The organism is Streptomyces sp. NPDC052910, assembly GCF_055585605.1.
In genome coordinates, this window is record NZ_JBVJJR010000006.1 from 235739 (window position 1) to 257068 (window position 21330).

Annotated in this window: 17 protein-coding genes and 1 pseudogene; 13 read left to right on the forward strand and 5 right to left on the reverse strand. The window is 73.3% G+C overall.

Annotation, left to right across the window (positions count from 1 at the left end; genetic code table 11):
- Positions 1-52 precede the first annotated feature (52 nt).
- Together ACZ6X9_RS22835 and ACZ6X9_RS22840 are read left to right on the forward strand one after the other, a co-directional pair.
- On the forward strand, positions 53-727 hold the full coding sequence (locus ACZ6X9_RS22835; RefSeq protein ID WP_469779834.1) for a lytic transglycosylase domain-containing protein: 675 nt from the start codon (positions 53-55) through the stop codon (positions 725-727).
- Between the two features lie 177 nt (positions 728-904).
- The gene (locus ACZ6X9_RS22840; RefSeq protein ID WP_469779835.1) at positions 905-1729 is read left to right on the forward strand and encodes a Tellurium resistance; all 825 of its coding nucleotides are present in this window, start codon (positions 905-907) and stop codon (positions 1727-1729) included.
- Positions 1730-1784: 55 nt separating this feature from the next.
- Here the strand turns inward: ACZ6X9_RS22840 and ACZ6X9_RS22845 are convergent, their stop codons facing one another.
- Together ACZ6X9_RS22845 and ACZ6X9_RS22850 are read right to left on the reverse strand one after the other, a co-directional pair.
- Positions 1785-2528 carry a tyrosine-protein phosphatase gene (locus ACZ6X9_RS22845; protein WP_469779836.1) on the reverse strand — a complete coding sequence of 248 codons (744 nt, stop codon included), beginning with the start codon at positions 2526-2528 and terminating at the stop codon, positions 1785-1787.
- Positions 2529-2580: 52 nt separating this feature from the next.
- The gene (locus tag ACZ6X9_RS22850; protein ID WP_469779837.1) at positions 2581-3144 is read right to left on the reverse strand and encodes a CGNR zinc finger domain-containing protein; all 564 of its coding nucleotides are present in this window, start codon (positions 3142-3144) and stop codon (positions 2581-2583) included.
- A gap of 92 nt (positions 3145-3236) precedes the next feature.
- Between ACZ6X9_RS22850 and ACZ6X9_RS22855 the strand changes: the two genes are divergently transcribed.
- The 4 genes from ACZ6X9_RS22855 to ACZ6X9_RS22870 all read left to right on the forward strand — a co-directional run bounded on the left by ACZ6X9_RS22855 (position 3237) and on the right by ACZ6X9_RS22870 (position 6298).
- Complete coding sequence (locus ACZ6X9_RS22855) at positions 3237-3695, forward strand: carboxymuconolactone decarboxylase family protein (RefSeq protein WP_469779838.1); 459 nt, start codon at positions 3237-3239, stop codon at positions 3693-3695.
- Positions 3692-4615 (forward strand): phosphotriesterase family protein, encoded by a 924-nt coding sequence (locus ACZ6X9_RS22860; RefSeq protein ID WP_469779839.1) that lies wholly within the window; start codon positions 3692-3694, stop codon positions 4613-4615. The genes ACZ6X9_RS22855 and ACZ6X9_RS22860 overlap by 4 nt, the downstream gene beginning before the upstream one ends.
- 321 nt (positions 4616-4936) lie before the next feature.
- Entirely contained in the window at positions 4937-5554 is a 618-nt protein-coding gene (locus ACZ6X9_RS22865) for a hypothetical protein (RefSeq protein ID WP_469779840.1), read from the forward strand.
- A 216-nt stretch (positions 5555-5770) separates the two neighbouring features.
- Positions 5771-6298 (forward strand): DUF4142 domain-containing protein, encoded by a 528-nt coding sequence (locus ACZ6X9_RS22870; protein ID WP_469779841.1) that lies wholly within the window; start codon positions 5771-5773, stop codon positions 6296-6298.
- A 136-nt stretch (positions 6299-6434) separates the two neighbouring features.
- Here ACZ6X9_RS22870 and ACZ6X9_RS22875 read toward each other — a convergent pair whose 3' ends face one another.
- Positions 6435-7994, reverse strand: coding sequence for an LCP family protein (locus ACZ6X9_RS22875; protein ID WP_469779842.1), 1560 nt, complete (start codon positions 7992-7994; stop codon positions 6435-6437).
- Positions 7995-8950: 956 nt separating this feature from the next.
- On the opposite strand from ACZ6X9_RS22875, the gene ACZ6X9_RS22880 reads away from it, so the two are divergent.
- Positions 8951-13303 (forward strand): golvesin C-terminal-like domain-containing protein, encoded by a 4353-nt coding sequence (locus ACZ6X9_RS22880; RefSeq protein WP_469779843.1) that lies wholly within the window; start codon positions 8951-8953, stop codon positions 13301-13303.
- Between the two features lie 65 nt (positions 13304-13368).
- On the opposite strand, the gene ACZ6X9_RS22885 is transcribed toward ACZ6X9_RS22880, so the two are convergent.
- Positions 13369-13758, reverse strand: coding sequence for an RNA-binding S4 domain-containing protein (locus ACZ6X9_RS22885; RefSeq protein WP_469779844.1), 390 nt, complete (start codon positions 13756-13758; stop codon positions 13369-13371).
- Between the two features lie 241 nt (positions 13759-13999).
- Between ACZ6X9_RS22885 and ACZ6X9_RS22890 the strand changes: the two genes are divergently transcribed.
- From ACZ6X9_RS22890 to ACZ6X9_RS22905, 4 genes are all read left to right on the forward strand, one after another.
- On the forward strand, positions 14000-14668 hold the full coding sequence (locus ACZ6X9_RS22890) for a helix-turn-helix domain-containing protein (RefSeq protein WP_469779845.1): 669 nt from the start codon (positions 14000-14002) through the stop codon (positions 14666-14668).
- Between the two features lie 239 nt (positions 14669-14907).
- On the forward strand, positions 14908-16002 hold the full coding sequence (locus tag ACZ6X9_RS22895; protein WP_469779846.1) for a PP2C family protein-serine/threonine phosphatase: 1095 nt from the start codon (positions 14908-14910) through the stop codon (positions 16000-16002).
- Between the two features lie 254 nt (positions 16003-16256).
- Positions 16257-17159 carry an EF-Tu/IF-2/RF-3 family GTPase gene (locus ACZ6X9_RS22900; protein ID WP_469779847.1) on the forward strand — a complete coding sequence of 301 codons (903 nt, stop codon included), beginning with the start codon at positions 16257-16259 and terminating at the stop codon, positions 17157-17159.
- 391 nt (positions 17160-17550) lie between these two features.
- Positions 17551-17952, forward strand: coding sequence for a hypothetical protein (locus tag ACZ6X9_RS22905; RefSeq protein ID WP_469779848.1), 402 nt, complete (start codon positions 17551-17553; stop codon positions 17950-17952).
- Between the two features lie 98 nt (positions 17953-18050).
- On the opposite strand, the gene ACZ6X9_RS22910 is transcribed toward ACZ6X9_RS22905, so the two are convergent.
- Positions 18051-18389 carry a hypothetical protein gene (locus ACZ6X9_RS22910; protein ID WP_469779849.1) on the reverse strand — a complete coding sequence of 113 codons (339 nt, stop codon included), beginning with the start codon at positions 18387-18389 and terminating at the stop codon, positions 18051-18053.
- 195 nt (positions 18390-18584) lie between these two features.
- On the opposite strand from ACZ6X9_RS22910, the gene ACZ6X9_RS22915 reads away from it, so the two are divergent.
- Together ACZ6X9_RS22915 and ACZ6X9_RS22920 are read left to right on the forward strand one after the other, a co-directional pair.
- Positions 18585-20012, forward strand: a complete 1428-nt coding sequence (locus ACZ6X9_RS22915; RefSeq protein WP_469779850.1) for a WD40 repeat domain-containing protein — start codon at positions 18585-18587, stop codon at positions 20010-20012.
- A 583-nt stretch (positions 20013-20595) separates the two neighbouring features.
- A pseudogene (locus tag ACZ6X9_RS22920) lies at positions 20596-21326 on the forward strand (alpha/beta hydrolase).
- Positions 21327-21330 lie beyond the last annotated feature (4 nt).

The window sequence follows — 21330 nt, forward strand, 5'->3', positions numbered from 1 at the left end:
GCTGTGTACGGTCGTGCGGAGGGCCCCGCAGCGACGCGTCAGGAGGAAGAACGTGAGGAAGCACCGCAGGCTCCGGTCGCCGTTGGCCGCGCTGGTCGTGCTGGCGGCCGTCGCCGGTGGGGCCACCGCGTGCGGCGGCGGGGACGACGACGGGCCCCGGGACCGTACGGCGGCGTCGGGCCGCCCGTCGTCACCGGCGGCCGGTGCCGACCGGAAGTCCCCGGAGAAGTCCGGGGACCAGGACCCCGCCCGCTTCGCCCCCGAGGTGAAGCGGTACGCCAAGGAGGCGGGCGTCAGCGCGCAGTTGGTGATGGCGATCCTCTACAACGAGGCGTACAAGCCGCACGACCCGGAGTTCGAGAAGTCCTGGCAGAAGATGAAGCCGGACTCCGCGTTCGGGGTCGCCAACATGCACCGGGCCGCCTACGAGGAGACCAGGCGCGGACGCCCGTTCGCCGGCCGCAGTTGGTTCGATCTGCCCGACGATCCCGCGCTGGCAATCCGGGCGGAGTCCTGGCACCTGCGCGACCTGGCCGCCCAACTCCCGGGATCCTGGCCGGGGTCGTACACCAAGGAGGAGCTGCTGGCCCTCGGGTACAACGCGGGCGCGGGCAACATGGCGGCGTTCGCCCGCGGGGTGAAGCCCGGGCCGCAAGCCGGTTCGTACCTCGCGAACCTGCGCGGGAACTGGTCCAAGGCCGCGGCGGCGCTGCGGCGATCGGGCTGACGTTCGAGGCCGCGCCTCGGCCGGTGCTCTCGCCGGCACCCCGCCCGGCGGCGCACGCTCCGGTCCGTCGCGGGCCGCCCATGTCCCCCGGCGCCCCTCCCGCGTTGCTCAGGGTGCGCGCCCGTGACCGGGCGCGCATTGAGCGACGCCGAGAGGCCGAGAGGGAGTACGTCAGCCATGCGTGCACGTCCGCACCGGTTCCGCCGCCCCGCCCCGGACGGCAAGGACCCGTCCGCCCGGAGGAACGCGCCGCCCGCGGAGGAGGACGGCAGCCTATGGGCCTACCTGCGCGGCGGCGCGCTCCGCCGGGAGGAGGCGCGGCACGGCTTCGAGTGGGCCGCGCCGCACCACAAGCGCCTGTCGAAGGCCCATCCCACCGACTGGCTCACCCACCACGGGACGACCGGGGGCACGCTCCGCGTCAACCTCACGTGGAGCATGCACACCGGCCCGGGCGGGGACGGGCCCACCGGGCTGCTGCGCAGCCTCTTCTCCCCGATGGGCGCCTCGGTGCAGGTGCACGGGCCGGCCGTGGTCTCCGCCGACCTGGACCTGGCCTGCCTGTACGAACTCACCGACGGCACCAAGGGGGTGGTGCAGCCGCTGGGCGGCTTCCACGGCGACCTCTACCGGCCGCCGTACATCTCGCTCAGCGCGGACAGCCGGTTCGGCGGCCCGATGGGCGAGACGCTGTACATCAACCTGGACAAGCGGGACGAGTTCCGGCGGATGCTCGTCTTCGTCTACAACTACGACTGCACGCCCGTCTTCGGACGGGTGGACAGCGTGCTCACGTTCTACCTGCCGGACGGGCACCAGTTCGCCGTGGAGCTGAGGGAGCGGGTACCGCAGGCCCGTTCCTGCGCGGTGGCGCTGATCGAGAACCGGCAGGGGCATCTCACGGTGCGCCGGGAGGCGACGTACGTGTACGGGTTCCAGTCGGACCTGGACCGGCTGTACGGGTGGGGGATGCGGTGGGCGCGGGGGCACAAGCGGCCGTGACGGGCGGGCGGGGACCCGCGTCCGGGCCGGCCGGGCCGCGGTCGCGGGACCTCGCCTACGCCACCGGCACCGGTTCGAGCAGGCGCCGCCGCAGGGCACCGACCAGGGCGTCGTCCACGCCCAGCACCCCGGCGGCGTACCCGCGCACGGACCCGTGCCGGCGGGCCAGGCCGTCGAGGAAGAGGCGCATCACCTCGGCGGGCGCCGTGCCGTAGCCGGGCCAGGTGAGCTCCCGCCCCGGGTGACCCGCCCGCCAGTCGGCGACGAGTCGCGCGGTCGCGCGGCCGGTGAGCGTGAAGTCCTCGACGACGACGTCCTCTTCGACGCCCAGCAGGGTCAGGACGAGGGCGGCGAGCAGCCCGGTGCGGTCCTTGCCGGAGGCGCAGTGGAAGACCACCGCGCCGTCCCCGGCCCCGGCGATCACGTCGAGTGCGCGGCGCAGTTCGACGGCGCCGTCGTGGGCGACCTCCAGATACCGCTCGGCGAGGTAGGGGCCCGTGGCGACCTCGGGCCCGAGGGCGGCCTGGTCGTACGGCCGGTGTTCGACGCTGAGGTTGTGCCAGGCGTAGGACGGGTGCTCGGGCGCCCGGCCGGCGGCTTCGATCTCCCAGGGGTAGCGCAGGTCGACGACGGTGCCGACGCCCAGCTTCAGGAAGCGGTCCAGGTCCGCTCCGGCGAGCTTGCCCAGCGAGTCGGCGCGGTACAGCCGTCCCCAGCGCACCGCGGCTCCGTCGCGGGTCGGATAACCGCCCAGGTCACGGAAGTTGTGCAGGCGGTCGAATGTCAGATGTCTGTCCATGGGCGGACCCTAAGGGGCCGCGAGCGCGGTCGCCGCGACGCACGTCACGCGCCTACGCCTCCGCGCGGCGGCGTTCGCGGTGGGCGCGGACCCGGCCCCGGCTGGCGCACGCCGCCGAGGGGCACCAGCGGCGGCGGCCGGTGGGGTTGGCGAACAGACCGCGGCAGTCGTCTTCCGGGCAGACGGCGAGCGTCGCGCGTTCATGGCCGGTGAGGTGGTCGACCGCCTGACGGACGATCCGGGCGAGAGCGGCACCGGTGTCGGCCGGGGGCTGGCGGAGCAGCCGGTCGGTGACGGTGAGGCGTACCGGGTCGGGCTGTTCCGCGAGGAAGCGGGCCGCCTCGGCGACCGCGTCGGCGGGTGGGGTGCCGCCTTCGACGACGGGCAGGGCGAGGCGGCGCAGGGTCTCGCGCACGGTCCGGGCCCGGGCCGTATCGGCCTCGTCCGGGGGCCGGACGGGAGCGAGTCCGACCCGTTCGAACCACTCCGCCAGCCGCTCGGGCGCGGCGACGCGTTCGACCGGGCGCGCGCCGAACGTCCGGCCCTGCGTCGCGAGGAAGTCGAGCCAGGTCGCGCCGAGGTCGAACCGGAAGGGCGGGTGTTCTGCTGCGGACATGTCCACGATGGTAACGGCTGATGCGTTACATTGATCGCCGTCATCGATGTAACGGGTAAGCCGTTACATCATCAGGGGTGGGAGGAACCGGAATGACCGAGGACATCGGCGGCACGGACGTCCGTACGGAGCCGCGGACGGCGACGCTCGACCGGGCGGCCGGGTACCGGCTGTTGGGAGTGCTCCAGGACGAGCGGACGAGGGAGTCGACGCTCCCGGGCCTGGAGCGGATGGCGCCCGGCTTCGCCGACTGGATCGTCACCGCCCTCTTCGGGGGCACGTACCAGCGTGCCGGACTGGCCCTGCGTGACCGGCAGATCGCCAACCTGGCCGCGCTCGCCGCGCTGGGCGGCGTGGAGCCGCAACTGGCGGGGCACGTCACCACGAGCCTGCGGGTGGGGCTGACGGCGGAGGAGGTCGTCGAGGTCTTCGTGCACCTGGCCCCCTACATCGGCGTGCCGAAGGCGGTGGCCGCGCTGCGGGTCGCCGCGCCGGCCCTGGCGGCCGAGCGCGCTTCCGACGTCCGGCCCGCGACGGGAGGTGCCGCGTGAACACCGTCGTCCGCACGGTGCTCGGCGACGTCCCGGCGGACACGCTGGGCACGGTCGACGCCCACGACCACCTTTTCCTGCGCAGCCCCCTGCTGCCCGGCCGGGAGCTCGACGACCCCCGGGCGGCGGAGGCGGAACTGCGTGCCTTCGCCGCGGCGGGCGGCGGCACGGTGGTGCAGTGGACGCCACGCGGCATGGGACGGCGGGCGGCCGACGCCGTGGCGGCGTCCCGCGCCGCGGGCGTCCACGTCGTCCTGGCGACCGGAATGCACCAGGCGGCGCACTACGCTCCGTCGCGCCTCCCCGTCGAACCGGAGTCGCTAGCACGCCAGTTCATCGCAGACCTGACGACGGCTCCGGTCCGGGCCGGTCTCGTCAAGGTCGCCGGTGGGTTCCACGGCCTCGACGAGCACGCCCGGCGCACCATGACCGCCGCCGCCGGGGCACATCACGCGACGGGGGCTCCGGTGGCCGTCCACCTGGAACTGGGCACGGCGCCGCTGGAGGTACTGGACCTGCTCTGCGGCACGCTCGGGATGCCGCCCGGCGCCGTCGTCCTCGGCCACCTGGGCCGCTGCCCCGACACCCGCGTGCAGCGGGAGGCCGCCCGCGCGGGGGCGTTCCTGGCGTTCGACGGCCCCTCGCGCGCGCACCACGCCACGGACTGGCGGCTGTTCGACCAACTGGCCGCACTGGCCGACGCCGGGCACGCGGACCGACTGCTGCTCGGCGGCGACACCACGACGGCCGGCGCCCGGTCGGTCGACGGGGGCCCGGGCATGCCGTACCTGCTGCGCGTGCTCCGGCCGCGACTCGCCCGGGAGTTCGGAGAGGACTTCACCACCCGGGTGTTCGAGCACAACCCGGCCCGCGCCTTCGCACTGCGCCGCCCGGCGCCGGAGCCCTCGGGCGGCGCGTGACGGCGAAGGACCGCGCCGCGAACCGGCGCCGACGTGCCGTCGGCCTACCGCCCGGTGTTCTCCCGGGGACGCGCCGGGGCCCGGGCGGCGTCGGCCGCGCCGCGATCCGCACCGGCATCGGGCGGCAGCCGGTGACCCGTTCGGCTCAGACGCCCGCGCCGGCATCACGGCGCGTCACCTGACGGCCCGGCACCTGACGTCTCGTCGGCCACGCACCCGACGCTACGTCACCTGACACTCCGTCGGACGCGTCCCTCCGTTTGCGGCCCTCCGGAACCGGTCGCAGGGTGGCGTCAGGATCGCCTCTCCGAAGGAGCCCCGATGGACGCCCTCCACAGAACCGGTCTTCTGACGGCGACGGCCCTGTGCGTCGCGGTCGCCGTCGCTCCGGCCCTCGCCGACGCCCCGCCCGCCGTGCCCGCGCCGGGGCCCGTGCCCGCCGGCGCGCCCGCGCCGTCCGGCGGTCCGGCGCCCGCCGTCCTCACGCTGTCCACGGCTCCCCTGCCCGTCGCCGAGGCCGGGGCGGCCGCCACCGCGGAGGCGGCGCGGAGCGTCGCGGCCGATGCCCTGCGGGTGCTGGACCAGGACGCCATCGGGCAGCGTGCCGCCGAGGCCGCCGCCGCGTGCGGCGCGGTGCGGAACCCGTCGGCCGAGCGGCGCCGGGCCTGCGGCGCGGTGAAGGAGCGGCTCGACGTACTGGTATCGGCCCGTACGGGACTGCGGGAGCAGGCCGCGGCAGCGGCTCCGGACCGGGCCGCCGTCGCCCGGATCGTGGCGGACGCCCAGCGGGCGCGGGACGAACTCGCCCCGCGGGCCGCCGACCAGACCGAAGGCGGCGGCCCGCTGTCCCTCGTCACCCGGCTGCCCGGCGCCCTCGCCGATCTGACCGGCGGTCTCGTCGGCACGTTGACCGGTCTCGCGACGGGCCTCTTCGGCTGAACCGCTCCCGTGCCCCGGCCGGACGACCGGCCCCCGTACCCCCGATCGCCCGAAAAGAACGCCGCCAAATGGCGGGACGGACGGCGTCCGGCGGGGCGGCGGCCGGGTGCCGGGTGCATTGTTCAGCTCCGTGAGGGGCCGCGACGGGCGGCCCTCGGCCGGACGGGCCCGCGCACGCGGCGTGCCGCGGGCCGACGACGAACGGAGCAGCGAACGATGCGTATGCGACACCGGGCCATGACGGCGCTGGCGGTCCTCACCCTCTCCGTGGGGCCGGCCGGTTCGGCCCTCGCCACGGACGCCCTCGACGACGCCTTCCTCGGCGCGGTGCACCAGGGCAACCTGGCCGAGATCGCCGCGGGCGGCGACGCCCAGAAGAACGCCGTGTCGGTGTGTGTACGGGAGACCGGGAAGGTGCTGGTCCGCGACCACACGCTGATGGACGAGGGAGTCAAGGAGCTCAGCCGCAAGCTGAAGGTCGCCCTGCCCCGCTCGGTCACCCCGAAGCAGGAGCAGGAGCTGAAGGAGATCCGGAAGAAGGCGCGGACCCGCGGCTACGACAACCTCTGGCTGCGGGCCCAGGACACGGCGCACGTCCAGACCCTGGACCTGCTGGAGGCCGAGGCGGCGCACGGCAAGGACGCGACGCTCCGGGACGCGGCGAAGAAGGCGCGGCCCGTCGTCGCCAAGCACCTGGACATGGTGCGCGACTGCATGATGCACATGCCGCCGCGGCACCGCTAGGAGCCGGCCGGCGACATCCTTCCGACGACGACCGCGGGGCCCGCGAGGGCGGGCCCCGCGGTCGTCGCGTTCCACCGTTTCACCAGTCCGCCGTTTCAGCGGTCCGCCGTTTCGGCGGTCCGTCAGTGCACCGGCCTCAGTCGACGCAGGTGACGCCGCCCATCCTCACCGGCCGGCCGTGGAAGGCATCGTCGGGCATCCGGCCGTCCGCGCCCGGGAGGACCGGCCGGGCGGAGGTGTCGCCCAGCGGGCGTGGGGTGCGCGGGGCGGAGCCGAGGGTGACGACGACGTGCCGGGCGGGGAGGGACGGGTCCGGGACGGGGTCGGCGCCGAGGCGGGCCGCGATGTGGCGGGCGGCGGCGTCCGCGCCGGGGCCGTGGGTGACGGTCGTGGCGGTGGCGGCGGGGGCGTTGGCGATCCGCCCCGGGGTGTAGCCGAGGGCGGCCAGGGCCCGGGACTCGGCCGCCGCTGCGCCCGGCGCCCCGGAGGCGTTGCGCACTTCGACGGTCGTGGCGGACGCGTCGGCCGGGAGGGTGGGGGTGGGGGCCGTGGAGGGGTCGGGTTCGGGGGGCCGCCGGTGGTCGGTCATGGCGCGGACGATGCCCCGGACCCGCTGGAGGTCGACCAGGTTGACGGCCTCCCCCTTGCGGTTGGCGAACCCGGCGATGGGCAGGGTGTGGAACTCGGCGTTGCCGCCGGTGAGGTTGGGGACCTGCCGGGCGAAGTCGAGCAGGTCCCACTGGTCGTCCAGGACCACGTCCTTCTTGACGACGTCGAGCAGCCCTTCGAGCTTGTCCAGGTCACCCCAGGCGCCCTGGGAGGTGAGCTTGTGCATCACGGAGGAGAGGAACGCCTGTTGCCGGTGGGTGCGGTCCAGGTCGCCGTTGACCAGGCCGTGCCGCTGCCGGACGAAGGCGAGGGACCGACGGGCGTCGAGCTCCTGGCGGCCCGCCGGGAAGTCCGCGCCGGAGTAGCGGTCGTGGACGGCGTTGCGCAGGCACACCGGGATCGGCTGGAGAACCTTGGCGATGTCGTAGAAGCCGAGCAGGTTGACCTCGGCGAAGTGGTCGATGGGGACCTCGAGGAACTCCTGGACCGTCGCCAGGGTGGTCTCCCGGCCCGCCTCGCGGCTGCGGTGCTCCAGTTCGGCACCCTGGACGCCCTCGGCGGCCAGCCGGTCCTCGGCCTCGGCCTTGGCGATGCCGTACGCCTCCTTGATCTTGTGCTCGCCGCGTCCGCCGGCCACCGTGACGTAGTCGTCGCGGGGGATGGAGAACGCCGTGACCCGGCCGCCGTCGGCCGGGATGTGCACGAGGATCAGGGTGTTGGTGTTGTAGCCGCCGATGGCGCTGGAGCCGGCGTGCAGTTCGTCCTGGACGAACCGCCGGGGCAGGTCGCGGCCGTTCATGTCCTTGCGGCTGTCCAGGCCGATCAACAGGACGTTGACCGAGTCGTCGAGCTTGCGCGGCGCGTGCTCGCGCAGGGCGTCGAGCGCCCGGGAGGTGGTGAGCCCGTCACCGATCCAGTGGCCGGCGAGCCAGCCGGTGCCGGCCACCGTGAGGACGGCGGCCGAGGCCAGGCAGACACCGATCCGGGCGGCGTGGCCCGGACTGCGGGCGGGTCTCACCCGGCCGTCGGTTCCCCGGTGCCCGTTCCTGCCCCCGCGGGGTTCGCGGTTGCCGCGGGGGTCGCGCATCGCCCGCCCTTCCTGCCGTGCCGTCGCCGGCGGGCGGTCTTCGGCGACCGGCACCCGCCCGTCCGCTCAACGAGCCAGACGGGCGTCCGGTGACGGCCGGGCCGGGAGCGGCGTACGCGCCGGCCGTACGCCCGACAGGCGTCCGGCGAACCCCCGTTCGCGGCGGGCGCGGGGCGGCGCCGGGGCGGGGAGGCCGTACACCCGCGGGACGGGGTGAGGGGCGGGGTGGGTGCGGGGTGCCGGGTAAGGACCGGCGTGCGGGTGCGGGGTAGGCCACTGGCGCGCGGATCATACGACCGGGCGGGGTACCCGCTCGTCGCCGACAGCGCCACCGCGGAGGCGGGGATGTGACGAGGCAGCCCCTAGGGGCCTGACACCTGCCACCACAAGAGCGTCTCTCGGTCACATCGACCCCAGCGGTCAAGCGCCGAAAGGGAGCAAATTCGGGGGGAATCCCCGCCGCCCCTTTTCCCGTTCCCTCCGGTCGACCCCGGCGGTTCCACCCGCCCTGCCGTCCGATATGCCGAAATGCGCGGCCCGCCAAGTGAGTTGAGGCTCGAAGCAGCCGCTTGCGGGCGACTTTTTCTGACACGTAAAGTTCTGGCGCGGGCCGGCCGCCGAGGCCTGCGCGACAGGCCGCTCTCGCTCCACAGGCAAGGAGTGCTCCCCAGTGACCGTCCGAGAATTCCCGTAAGCCGTCCGTCCCTTTCGGTACGTGATTCCCGGCCGCGCCCGGTCGAGTCGCGTCCGCCCCGCCGTCCTCCCCCTCGCCCGACGCACGCCTCCCCCGCACCGGGGTGGCGTGCGGCCCTCCGGCCTGCCCGGAAACCGGCCGCGACGGGGGTGAGCCGGCTCCCCTGACGCGCCCGCGGGCAGCGCCGCCGCACCGCGGCGGCCGCCCGACGGGCCGGCGCGCGCCGGACGACGGCGCGCGGACACCGGACGAGGGAGATTTCTTGAGACGCCACAGAAGATCCAGCCGGGCCCCGGCCCTGCGGGCCGCCACGGTGGTGACCGCCGCGACGGCCACCGTCGCCGCGCTGCTGCAGGGCCCCGGCGCCTGGGCCGGGCAGTCGGCGGGGGACGGCCGGCAGCCCGACCGGGCCGCGGCCTCGCCCGCGACGGTCGCCCCGGCCGAGCGGGACGCCGCCCTGGGCAAGGACTGGAACAAGTCCTCCGACCGCGCCTGGACGACCGCCGGCGACGCGACCGGCCTCCACCTGCTGGTCGCCGAGGGCAGGACCGGCTACACCTGGCGCACCGCCGCCACCCTGTCGGAGCCGGGGCTGCGGACCGACCAGTGGATCGGCAACGCGTGCGTGACCGCGTCGGGCCGGCGGGCCGTGGTGGTCTACGCCCCGCGTGGCTTCACCAACCGCCAGCACCTCTTCGACCGCGGAGCGTTCACGGCGGTCGTCGACCTGGAGAGCGGCAAGGTGAACAAGCTGCCGCTCAACGCCAGTCTGGCCTACTTCGACCCCGGGTGCGGCAGCGGCGAGACCGCCGTGATCACCCAGGCCGCCGCCGAGGGAGCGGCCGAACGGACCCGGCTCCAGACGGTCGACGCGGTCACCGGCGAGATCGTCGCCACCAACACGGTGAACGGGCAGGCCACTTCGGCCGTCCCGGCCGGCGAGGGCGTGGTCGCCGCCTCCGGGCCCCGGCTGCTCCGGCTGACCCCGTCCGGCAAGACCGAGCTGCTGGCCACCGTCCGGCAGACGCCCCTGCGGCTGCGCCCGGACGACCAGGGCGGCGTGACCTTCCTCGAACCGGCCGACGGCCGGAGTGACAAGGCGCTGGTGCGGCACCTGAAGGGCCGCGAGGTGAGCACCGTCGCGGACGGCAAGCTGGGTGACGTCGGCCTGACCCAGGGGTCCGGCGGCACGGTCTTCCTGACGGGCGGCTCCCGGCCCCGGGGCGGCGGTCTGCCGAAGTCCGTGCGCCGGCTGCCGGACGTGCCCGGTCAGGCCGAACTGTCCGGACAGGGCCGGCTCGCCATCACGCAGGCGGTGCCGCGACACCTCGCCAAGAAGGCGGCGGCGCCGCTCAGCGGGACGGCGAATGACGGCCCCGAGCCGGTGGACATCACGGCGAAGGCCGTCGGCTCCGGAAAGGGGCTCGGCTTCTCCGTCGACACCTCGGCGTCCGGGCACGCCGTGGACGGCCGGCGGCCGTCCCCGGTGCTGCCGTACGTGGTCGGCGGCGCCACCGCGACGCGGAAGGCCCTGGCCGCCGAAGGAAAGGCGGCGCCCGGTGACGTCTCACACAACACGGTGGACGACGACCGCTACTGCTCGGTGCCCAGGAACGACCCCAGGACCCAGGCGCTGCAGCCCACCCCCAACCAGGTGGAGTGGGCGGTGGACATGGCCATCCGGGGGCTGCTGACGTCCGGCAACGTCAACCGGCCGGCCAACTGGCACAACTCGGGGCTGCCGGCCTGGTCCCCGCAGGGCATGTTCCCGCCGCGCAACCTCGACACCGGCGGGCGCATCCCCGCCCAGGTGATGCTGGGCATCCTGGCCCAGGAGTCCAACCTCTGGCAGGCCACCTCACACGCCGAGCCGGGCGAGTACGGCAACCCGCTGATCGGCAACTTCTACGGCACCAACATCTACGCCGGCACCAAGGGGTACGACCCCAAGCGCATCTGGAAGGTCAACTGGGAGAAGGCCGACTGCGGTTACGGCATCGGCCAGGCCACCGACGGCATGCGGATCGCCGGCCACCCGAAGAAGGACGAGAAGCTGCTGCCCCCGGACCAGCAGCGGGCGGTGGCCCTGGACTACGCCACGGGCATCTCGTACTCCGTACGGATCCTCCAGGACAAGTGGAACGAGCTGCACAAGCCCGGCACGATCATCCGGATGAACGACGACGACCCGGCCCGTCCGGAGAACTGGTTCGCCGCCGTCTGGAACTACAACGCCGGCTTCAACCCGCCCGGCTCGGACTCGTCCGGTCACTGGGGTCTGGGCTGGGGCAACAACCCCGCCAACCCCAAGTACCCGGCGGACCGTTTCGCGTTCCTGGACAACAACCACTACGCGGACGCCGCCCACCCGGAGCGCTGGTCGTACGAGGAGAAGGTGATGGGCTGGGGTGCCTACCCCATCGACACCACCCGCTCGTACGACGACAACGGCAACCGCAACAGCGGCAACACCCACGGCTACTCGCCGTCCTGGTGGACCACGGCGAACGACCGGACGACGGCCATCATGCCGCCCCGGGGCGCGTTCTGCGACAAGAGCAACGACTGCTCGCCCGCGAGCCCGCCGGAGTGCAAGGACGAGGCGTGCTACAAGCCGCACTGGTACCGGGCCGACTCCGTCTGGAAGAACTGCGGAACGAAGCAGCAGACGACCGACCCGCGGACGAAGCAGTGCGGCAACGAGTACCTCACCTACAAGACCGTCCGCGGCGAGCCGGGTGACGCCAACCCCAGCCCGGGGCCCTGTGGTTCCGCCGACCTGCCCAGCGGGACGGTACTGGTGGACGACCTGCCCGACAACGTACCCTCCAGCCGCTGCGGGGCCCGCGCGTGGTCCAGCGGTGGCGCGTTCGAGTGGACGTTCAGGGCCGATGACGAGGGGCACTACGAGGCCCGGGAGGACCTCCATCAGATGGGCGGCGGCTTCGGCGGCCATTACTGGTTCTCACACGGCCGCGAGCCCAACAACTTCGACAACCATCTGGTGACGTCGGGCACGTGGAAGCCGAAGCTGGCCGACAAGGTGTACAAGGTCCGGGCGTTCATGCCCTACCTGGGCAAGCGGACCAAGTCGGCCCACTACGAGGTCACCACCCGCGGTGGGCGTGTCGTCGAACGGATCGTCGACCAGAGCAAGGCCACCAACGGCTGGGTGGACATCGGATACTTCCAGCTCGGGTCCAACGCACAGGTGCTGCTGACCAACGTCACCGACGACAAGTCGTCCGGCGACTCCACGGTCGCCTTCGACGCGCTGGCGTTCATCCCGGTCAACGCCAAGTACGAGCACCACACCTTCGACGCGGTGTCGGTCTTCCGGAGCAACCAGGACCTGGACACCGATACGCCCTACCTGCTGAGAACCCCGATGCGCACCCGGCAGACGCTCCACGACTGGGCCAAGTCGCGCACCACGGGCGGCCCGGACTACGACAGGGAGTTCATGGTCACGGGGCTGCTGCAGTTCCAGCTCTGCGTCGACGGATCACGCCCGTCGGAATGCGTCGGCCAGCGGGTGCACAACGCTGCCCGGAAGTGGGAGACCGAGGTCGACGCCGCCGGCGTCGACCCGTCGCGGAAACCTTCCATAGCCGACTGGATGGGCTTCGCCATCAAGGATCCGCCGGCGACGATCAATGAGCACACCTTCGACGACGACCGCTCCTACAAGATCAAGACGCATGTCGACGCCGAGTGGGTCACCGACGAGGACGGGAAGATCATTCCTGGTACCGAGACCGTGGTGCCCAAGGGGCGGACCGGTGACACCGAGATCCCCACGTTCGTCCGCGACTTCGTCAAGGCGACGGTGGACGACTACGGGTCGCTCGGCGTCCGGATGCCGGACCTGTCGTTCGAGCTGGACGACGCCAACGAGCCCGGCAGCCGCCGGGCGGTGCCCAACCCCCTGGAGACCGGCGTCACCCCGGGCCAGGCCTACCGCGTCGGGCACAAGCCGACGAGCATCGACAGCAGCGGCAAGTGCGTCACCACCAAATACGTCAGCGGCGGAACGATCGGGTACCGGCCGCTGATCTCCAAGTCGAAGGCCGAATCCGAGGTGGGAGGCTGGGTCTCCAAGCTGCAGTCCCTGGCCAAGGCGGGCAGCATGCCGCAGCAGGTGGCCGACACCGCCGCCGACATCTACGGCGTGTTCTTCCGCAAGGCGGGCCTCGACCGCAACAGTGTCCTCCAGGGGTCCCTGTTCAACATGGCGGGCCCGATCTGGCAGAACGTCAGCATGGGTTTCTGCACGGACGGAACGGTCAAGTCGACCCAGGCGGTGCCCAACTTCGAGAACCCCGAGCCCAAGCAGGGCCTTGTCTATCAGAGTTACATGCCGAGCCTGTACCTGTACCTGGACGGCCGGATGGTCGACCAGGCCGGACGGCCCACCGGCGGGCCGGTCCAGAACGGCAACTTCGTCAAGTTCAGCGCGGTGGCAGCCACCGCGGAAGGCTCGTCCGCCTACGGCACCTGCGGTGTCGAGATCCGCGGCAACGGCGGCAACCCCTGGAGTCTGCAGCAGGTTCCGGACGGCTTCCCCGGGGGCAACCCGAACATGCCGATGTTCTGTGACGACGGCAGTCACTAGCCCGTGAACCGGCCCTGGTGGGGTCCGCGCCGCGGGCCCCACCAGGGCACTTTTCCCGGCCGGCCTCAGGGACGGCCGCGGAGCTGCTCCATCTCCCGGCGCTCCCGCTTGGTCGGCCGCCCCGCCCCACGGTCGCGTACTCCCATCACGGCCACCACCTCGCGCGGCGGGGCCGGCGGGCTGTTGTCGACGTAGCACTCGGCGGCCACCGGGGCGCCCACCCGCTTGCGGACCAGTCGGGAGACGACGACGATCCGCTCCCGCCCGGCGTGGAAGAGCCGTACCTCGTCACCGGTCTTCAGCGGCAGTGCGGGTTTGGCGCGCTCCCCGTTGACCTTGACGTGTCCCGCACGGCAGGCCGCCGCGGCCAGCGAGCGGGTCTTGGTGAGCCGTACCGACCAGATCCAGGTGTCGACGCGGACGGGGACCGCGTCTCCTGCGTCTCCTGCAACCATGCCTCCGACTCTATGCCAGCGGCCTTTGTCCCCCGGCCGGGGGACGGAGGGTTCCCCCGGCCGGCCCTCCGGCCGGCGGACCGGTACGCGGCAGGTCCCGGTCTAGCGTGGACGGTCCCGGTGGCGCGACGGCCCGGTCTCCGGCGGTACGCCCGGCACGGCGGGGATGCCGCCTCGGAGGCCCGCGACCGTCCGTCCCACCGGAGCCGAACCCGCGAACCCCACGGAACGGAGAATCGCGATGTCCCGGTACCGAGCCCCCGTCGGCAGCGCCGCCGCCGCGCTGAAGCTCCTGGCCCGCGAACCCGAACGCGGTGTGCCCTTCCGCCGGCTGGCCGCCGCCCTCGGGCTGCCGGACCGCACCGTCGGCGACCTGATCAGCGGCCTGCGCGCGGAAGGGCTGGTCGAGTACGACACCGGCTCCGGCACCTGCCGCCCCGGGGAGCCGCTCCGCCCGCGGAGGGGACCGGCGGAGCGGGACTGCAACGACATCCGCGCCGCGGCCATGAACTGGGCCGACGCCCTCGCCGCGCGCACCGGCGCGGGCGTCCAGCTCGCCGTGGCGCACCCCGAGGGCGCGCAGCTCATCCACCATGTGTTCCGGCCGGACGGCAGCCCGCAGCGGCTGGTGACCGGGGAGGTCCTGCCGCGTTCGAGCGCCCCGGCCCGGGTGCTCACCGGCCCGTGCGACGCGCGCTGCGTCTACGAGGAGGGGCCGGGCCCGGACGACGCCCGGCTGGCCACGTCCGTCTGCTGCCCCGACGGCGTCCGGCACGCGGCCGCGCTCTGCCTGACCGGCCCCCGGCGGCTGCTGGCCCCGGCGGGCGCGCCGTCCCGGACCTGCGAGGAGGCACTGCGGGACACCGCCAGGACGATCTCCGCGGAGCTGGCGGGGACGCCCGCGCGCTGACCGTGCGCACCGCCGCGCCGACGCGGCGCGGCGCTCCTCTTCGCGGCTCCTCTTCGCGGGCGCCGGCCCCGGAGGAGTACGGCGGTGATCGGTGCCCGTTCCCCTTCCGTCGTGTTCCGTCGTGTTCCGTCGTGTTCCGTCGTGTTCCGCCGTGTTCCGAGCCGGCGGTGGCGAGCCCGGGGTGTCCCGGCGGCGGCCGGGTTGCGGGCGGACCGGCGGCCCCTAGGGTGGAGACAGCCATGAAGCGAGCCCCCGGTACCGCCGGCCCGCACCCGGTGCCGGCCCTCCCCCGCCCGGCGCGCCTGCTCGTCGTCGCCGCGTACGTCCTGCTGGCCGCCGCGGTGGGCGTCGACCTCGCCTCGGACCCCCGGCTGACGTTCTCGCCCGTGCTGGGGACCGCTCCGGTGCTGGCGAGCATCGGGGCGCGGCGGGCCCGGGTGCCGTTGCTGACCGGTGTGGTGGCGCTGCTCCTGGTGGCCCCGCTGACGCTCGCGGATCCGGAGGTGCCGGCCGCCCTCCATCTGACGGCGGCCTTCACGGTGCTCGCCCTCACCTGCATCAGCACGGCGAACGTGGTGCTGGTGGCCACCCGCGAACGGGAGCTGCTGCGGTCGCGTTCGGTCGCCACGGCGGCGCAGCAGGCACTGTTGCGGCCGGTGCCGGAGCGGGTGGGCGGGCTGCGGGTCGCGGTGCGCTACCTGGCCGCGGCAGCGGACGCGCAGGTGGGCGGTGACCTGTACGAGGTGCTGACCACGCCGTTCGGGGTGCGGCTGCTCATCGGGGACGTCCGGGGCAAGGGGCTGGGGGCGGTCGAGACGGCGGCGGACGTGCTGGGGGCGTTCCGGGAGGCCGCGCAGGTGGAGGCCGAGCTGGGGGCGGTGGCCCGGCGGCTGGACGCGGTGGTGCGGCGGCGCGGGGTGGGCGAGGAGTTCGTGACCGCCGCGCTGCTGACGGTCCCGCGCACCGGGGAGACCGTGGAGCTGGTGAACTGCGGCCATCTCCCGCCGCTGGTCCGCCGGGACGGCCGGGTGGACGCGGTGGGCGCCCTGGACGCGGGCTCGGACCCCCCGCTGGCCCTGCGCGAGCTGGCGGAGGGCTCGTACCGGCCGGCCGCCTTCACTTTCGGCGGGGGCGACCTGCTGTTGCTGTACACGGACGGCGTGACGGAGGCGCGGGACGCGGCGGGCCGGTTCTACCCGCTGGAGCGCCGGCTGGCCGCGCTGTCCGAGAGCGCGCCGGGGCCGCTGGTGGACCGTCTGGTGGCGGACCTGCTGGCGTACGCCGGCGGGGAACTGGCAGACGACGCGGCGTTGTTGGCCGTACGGCGGGAGTGACGGCCCGCGGGAACGGGGAGGCGAGGCGGTCTCGCGAGATCGTCCCGCCGAGTGCCGGGCAGGCACCGGAGGCCTGCTCCGGCGAGCGGCGGCGGGCGGTCACGGCGGAGACGACAGGCGGGGACGGCTACCAGGGCCTGTCGGTCGCGCCCGCGTCAGAGGGCGGGCCGCTTCCCGGGACCGGCGCGACGGGTCGTCCCCCGTCGTGGGTACGGTGTGAGCCACCGCCGGCATCACCTCACGGAGGGAGAGCCATGACCGCCGCACCGGACACACCGCCCAAGGAGACCCTGGACGGAACCGCGCCCCTCTTCATGTCCCTTGAGGACTCGTCCACGAGAACCGGCCGGGGCACGGTCGTCACGGGAACGGTGGAGCAGGGGGTACTCCGCAGGAACGCGGCCGTCGAGATCGTCGGGGCCGGGGGCGCGGTCACCGCCACCGTCCTGGACATCGAGACGTCCGGCGGTACCGTCGAGGAGGCCCGGGCGGGCCGTGCGGTGGGCGTGGTCCTGAGCGGGGTGTCGCCGGACGAGGCCGGCGGGGGCCGGGTGCTCGCCGCACCGGGGGCGTGGAATGACCTGTTCGAGGAACAGAGGGCGTTGCAGGCCGAGGCCGGCCAAGTGGCGGACGACCTCGGCCTGTCGGGACTCCTGGCGGAGCTGGGTGAGGCCGTCCGCGTGGGCAGCGCGGCGCTGGGGCTGATGGTGCGCCCGGATCTCGACGTCACCGTGGTCTGCCCCGGGCTGGGGGACCGGGCGAAACGGGCCGTCGCGGGCGTCGGCGCCGCGCTGGCGGTGCACGACCGGGTCCGTCAGGTCCGCTTCCGCGACGACACCGGGCACTGGAACACCGACCCGCTGTACCCGGACGGGCTCTACCTGGGGGTGGAGTACCGGTCCGGGGCCGGGCGGGAGTGGACGCTCGACATCTGGTTCGTCGACGATCCCGACCGCCAGCCCGACCTCGCGCACATCCGTGCGCTGCCGCCGCGCCTGACCGAACTCCACCGCGCCCGCATCCTGCGGATCAAGCGGGCGCTCGCCGCCCGGCCCGGCGAGCGCGTCCCCGGCTACGACGTCTACCGCGCGGTGCTCGACCACGGGGTCAGGACGCCCGGGGAGTTCGACGCGTGGCGTACCCGTACGGGCGGGTGAGCGGCGGGCGGCAAGGGGGCGCGTCGCCGCCCGCCGGAGCCACGATCTGCTCTGGCCAGGAACAGCTCCGCGACGCTCAGCAGGCCATCGCCACCGACTGGACCACAGCCCTCGTCATGCTCCCGGCCAGGATGTGGATTCTTTACCATCGTTGTTCTGTGATCGGACCGGTACCCGTGGCGGTCGACCCACCAGGGCGAGGCGGCATGGACCGCCTGCCAAGCCGAGCGCCGGCGCCGGGGCGAGACCGGCGAGGACCCGTTCACCGCGTACAACTCGTTCCGGCACGGCCGCTCCCACTGACCAGCAGTGGCGGTACCGCGTTCAGGAACGGAACGTGGTACCGCCACTTCCTGCCCCGATGCTCCCGCGGGTGCCTCGAGATCGGCTGATGACCCCGATGCCCCTCACCTCGGCGCACACGAGTGGAGCGCTGCGGCAGACGAGGGACTCGGGACCGGGGTTGCTGCAGGGGGATCCGGTCGGGGCCGACAGCAACTGCGTGACGGAAGCCCTCTCCCCTACGCCCCGGAGCGCGACGCGCGAGCACGGCCGGATCCAGGGGGTGCCGTACCGGCCGGTGCAGTTCGACGCCGACGACTTGCCGAGGGCACTGCGCCAGGCGGCATCCTGGCTCCAGGACGTCGAGAGGCGGATCGGCGAGGCAGTCAATGTCATCGCCATCCGGTTGGACTTTTTCGAGGACGAACCGCAGTCGTACGCGGTGAAGCTGCTGTGCGCCGACGATGATCTCGACGGTCTTACCAAGGCGACGGCCGCCGTCTCAGAGTGACGGTGCCCCAAAAAGGCCTGTTCAACCACGGTCAGACCTATTGGGCCCAATAGGCCTAAGGGGTCCGTTCTGGCCATTGGGACTGGAGCGCACCCCCCTTAGGGAGTATCGGCTGAGTTCATGTGGGAGTAGAGGTCATCGTGGTTCCTGGTCGGGCGGGGTGTGGGGTGGGGTGGGGGTACGGTCTGGGTGTTGGTGCGGCGGTAGGTCGTGAACAGGCCGATGGCGAGGCCGGCGACCATGCCGACGCTGGGGCCGATCAGCGTGTAGAGCAACGCGGTGACGGCCAGGAGGACCAGCAGCGCGGCCAGGTCTTCGAGCGAGGCACGCGGGGATGTGTCACCGGCGGTGGTGGGGCGCGGGGCGGTGGCGGGCGTATCGGGGCCGGTGGGGCCGACAGGTACGGGGGCCGGGTTCTCCGGTGGCTGAGGCGTCATGACGTGCAGTCAAGGACTTTCGCTGGTGGGTGACCAGGAGATATGGACAAGCAAGGGCGGGCGTGGACGGTGAGGTTGTGTGCGCGGACATGGTGGGCGTGAGTGCCGTTGTCCGCAGGTGTTCGCCGATGTCCGCCCCTGCGGCCGGCCGGCGCCCTATCGTGGCTTTTCGAAGACGACTTCGGGGGGAGCCGCATGGGGTTGCACGGCGGGCGTGCCGAGGGTGCGGGATCGGCAGGCGGGGATTTTTCCGTCGAGCGGGAAGCGCTTAACGCCGCGTTGGAAGATCTGCGGGTCGCCCGGGGTCGGCCCTCCTTGCGTGCCATCCGTGAGTACAGCAACGACGCGCTGGCCGTCACCACCGTCGGCAGAGTTCTGTCCGGCGACGGGCTGCCCCGGCAGGAGCACTTGCTCGACGTGGTGCGCGTGCTGCTGGCCCTGGACGAGGACGGTCGGTTGACCACGGGCAAACCGCTGCGCGAGAACGATTCCGCGCTGAAGCCCTGGCGGCAGCGCTGGCAGACCCTCGCCCGCCTCCACCTCCAGCACACCACCGCCTCACCAGCATCGGCCGACCGCCCGGCGCCGCAGTCGCCGCAACCGGCCCGAGAGTCCCCCGCCCCGTCCGTCTCTCCAGCCGGCCCGCCGGCGGCACCTGCCCCCGCGCGGCAGTACAGGCTGCTCACCGAGCTCCCTGGCCGTGGCGCTCCCGTGGTGGGCATGGCGTTCTCGCCTGAGGCGCGCCTGCTGGTCGTTGACGGTTACGACGGTGCGGTGCAGTTGGCGAAGGAGGCCGCCGGTGAGGCTGCCGGGGACGGTCCCGCCGACACCGGCGACGTGATCGCTGCGGCGTTCTCCCCTGACGGCCGCCTGCTGGCCACTGGCGGCTATGCCACGATCGTGCGGCTGTGGGACGCCGTCACCCGACAGCCCGTCGGCGAGCCTCTGACCGGCCTTACCCACACCGTGAATGCGGTGGCGTTCTCCCCCGACGGCCGTCTGCTGGCCGCCGCGGACGTCGGCGGGAAGGTACAGATGTGGAAGGTGGCCACCCGACGGCCCGTCGGCCAGGCCTTCACCGGCGAGACTTTCACCGACGAGAGGTGCGGGGTGGACGCGGTGGCGTTCTCGCCCGACAGCCGCCTGCTGGTCACCGCCAGCGCCGTCGGGGAAGTGCAGTTGTGGAAGGCAGCCACCCGGCACCCGGTCGGTGCCCCCCTCATCTCTCACACCGGCAGCGTGAAGACGGTGGCGTTCTCCCCTGACGGTCGCCTGCTGGCCACCGGAGGCAGCGACGGGACGGTGCGGCTGTGGACCGTGGACACCAAAAAACCCGCAGGCGAATCCCTTACCGGTCTCACCCACACCGACCATATCCGGGCAGTGGCGTTCTCCCCTGACGGCCGTCTGCTGGCCACCGCCATTACCTTCAAAAGGACAGTGCAGTTGTGGGACACGGCCACCAGACAGCCGGTCGGTGAACCCCTCACCCACTCCGGCTCCGTGTGCACGGTGACCTTCTCCCACGACGGCCGCCTGCTGGCCACCGGCTGCAGCGACGGCACAGTGCGTCTGTGGGAGGCACCCGGCGCACATGCCGCCGCGGAAACGGAGCGATCTTGATCCCCATGTTCGGTGACTCGCCGGGACGAGCTCCCGGGCGCTCGACGGGCACACGAAGGATCGCCATCCACTCCTCAGACCAGGCCCCGGCCCTCCGGAAGGCGCACCGTAACGGTCTGCTTGCCCACTCCCCCTGGCGAGCCGGTCAGCGACCACGGATAGCCCTCCGGCCCGCCTGCCCCAGCAGAGCATCGGGCGGCCCGCCCGGCTGCACCTCGAAGGCACGCCGGACATCGACAGGGGTGGGGGCGGAATGGCCGCCGCCGACCGAGAAGGTGACCGACGTGCGGCCAAGCGTCGCACCAGCCGCGGCACGAATCCGGCGGCAGATGTGCTGTCACGCTCGCTGCCACGGTGTCTCTCCCCCCGGGGGGGGAGCTCCCTGCATCCGGCCACGGAGCGCTCCGTCAAGACTCGTTGGTGGACCACGGCGTCCACTGCTACGTTTCCGGAGGCCGCGCGAGAGAACGAGGATGCGGTACCCGTGAACGCAATATCGGCATGGGTGCTCTCCTGCGGGGTCACGGTCGGGCGATAGGTCGTCGGGGAGCGCCGTTCATGAGCTCTCCCGAAAGGCATGACCGTGCGCTTCACTTCCGAACGGCGTCTCGACGACGGTGTCCTCGAGCGCGAATTCACCCTCGGTGAGGTCACCGGCATCCTGTGGACGCCCTTACTCGTATCCGCGCCAGCCCCGCTGATTCTGCTCGGCCCCCCGCCGCTCGGACTGCGCAAGGTGTACCCCCGGCTGGTGGCGCGGGCCCGGCACGCCGTCGCGGATGGTTTCGCCGCGGCCACCATCGAGCTCCCTGGAAGCGGCGAGCGGCCCCGCCTCCCCGCCGCCGAGCGGCCCCACCGACCTGCGCCGGGCGATGGAGGCCGGCGAGCCGGTCACCGGCGAGATCATCGACGCCCTCATCCTCCCGCTGGTCGACAAGGCAGTCCCGGAATGGCAGGCCGCCTTGGACGCCCTCTTGTCGCTGCCCGGGATCGGCGGGCCGGTCAGGTACTCGGGAGGAGTGATCTCCATCGGCGTCCGGCTGGCGGTTCGAGCCGCACATCGTGGCCGCCGGTCTCTTCGCCGGGAGTTTCATACCCCGCGCCATGTTAGAGGAGGCCCGCCAGATCACCATTCCGTTGCACCTCCTGCTGCAGTGGGACGACGAAGGCAACGACCGGCAGGCGGCCCTGGACCTGTTCGACGCCTTCGGTTCCCGGGAGAAGTCCCTCCACGCCAACATGGGCGGCCATACCGGCGTCCCGCAGTTCGCGGGAGAGGACGCGGCCCAGTTCTTCACCCGGCACCTGAAATGACGCC

Bases quoted from the DNA above. Each gene is read 5' to 3' on its own strand.
- ACZ6X9_RS22840 (WP_469779835.1), top strand. From the start codon at position 905: ATGCGTGCACGTCCGCACCGGTTCCGCCGCCCCGCCCCGGACGGCAAG.
- ACZ6X9_RS22845 (WP_469779836.1), bottom strand. From the start codon at position 2,528: ATGGACAGACATCTGACATTCGACCGCCTGCACAACTTCCGTGACCTG.
- ACZ6X9_RS22850 (WP_469779837.1), bottom strand. From the start codon at position 3,144: ATGTCCGCAGCAGAACACCCGCCCTTCCGGTTCGACCTCGGCGCGACC.
- ACZ6X9_RS22855 (WP_469779838.1), top strand. From the start codon at position 3,237: ATGACCGAGGACATCGGCGGCACGGACGTCCGTACGGAGCCGCGGACG.
- ACZ6X9_RS22865 (WP_469779840.1), top strand. From the start codon at position 4,937: ATGGACGCCCTCCACAGAACCGGTCTTCTGACGGCGACGGCCCTGTGC.
- ACZ6X9_RS22870 (WP_469779841.1), top strand. From the start codon at position 5,771: ATGCGTATGCGACACCGGGCCATGACGGCGCTGGCGGTCCTCACCCTC.
- ACZ6X9_RS22875 (WP_469779842.1), bottom strand. From the start codon at position 7,994: ATGCGCGACCCCCGCGGCAACCGCGAACCCCGCGGGGGCAGGAACGGG.
- ACZ6X9_RS22885 (WP_469779844.1), bottom strand. From the start codon at position 13,758: ATGGTTGCAGGAGACGCAGGAGACGCGGTCCCCGTCCGCGTCGACACC.
- ACZ6X9_RS22890 (WP_469779845.1), top strand. From the start codon at position 14,000: ATGTCCCGGTACCGAGCCCCCGTCGGCAGCGCCGCCGCCGCGCTGAAG.
- ACZ6X9_RS22895 (WP_469779846.1), top strand. From the start codon at position 14,908: ATGAAGCGAGCCCCCGGTACCGCCGGCCCGCACCCGGTGCCGGCCCTC.
- ACZ6X9_RS22900 (WP_469779847.1), top strand. From the start codon at position 16,257: ATGACCGCCGCACCGGACACACCGCCCAAGGAGACCCTGGACGGAACC.
- ACZ6X9_RS22905 (WP_469779848.1), top strand. From the start codon at position 17,551: ATGACCCCGATGCCCCTCACCTCGGCGCACACGAGTGGAGCGCTGCGG.
- ACZ6X9_RS22910 (WP_469779849.1), bottom strand. From the start codon at position 18,389: ATGACGCCTCAGCCACCGGAGAACCCGGCCCCCGTACCTGTCGGCCCC.
- ACZ6X9_RS22915 (WP_469779850.1), top strand. From the start codon at position 18,585: ATGGGGTTGCACGGCGGGCGTGCCGAGGGTGCGGGATCGGCAGGCGGG.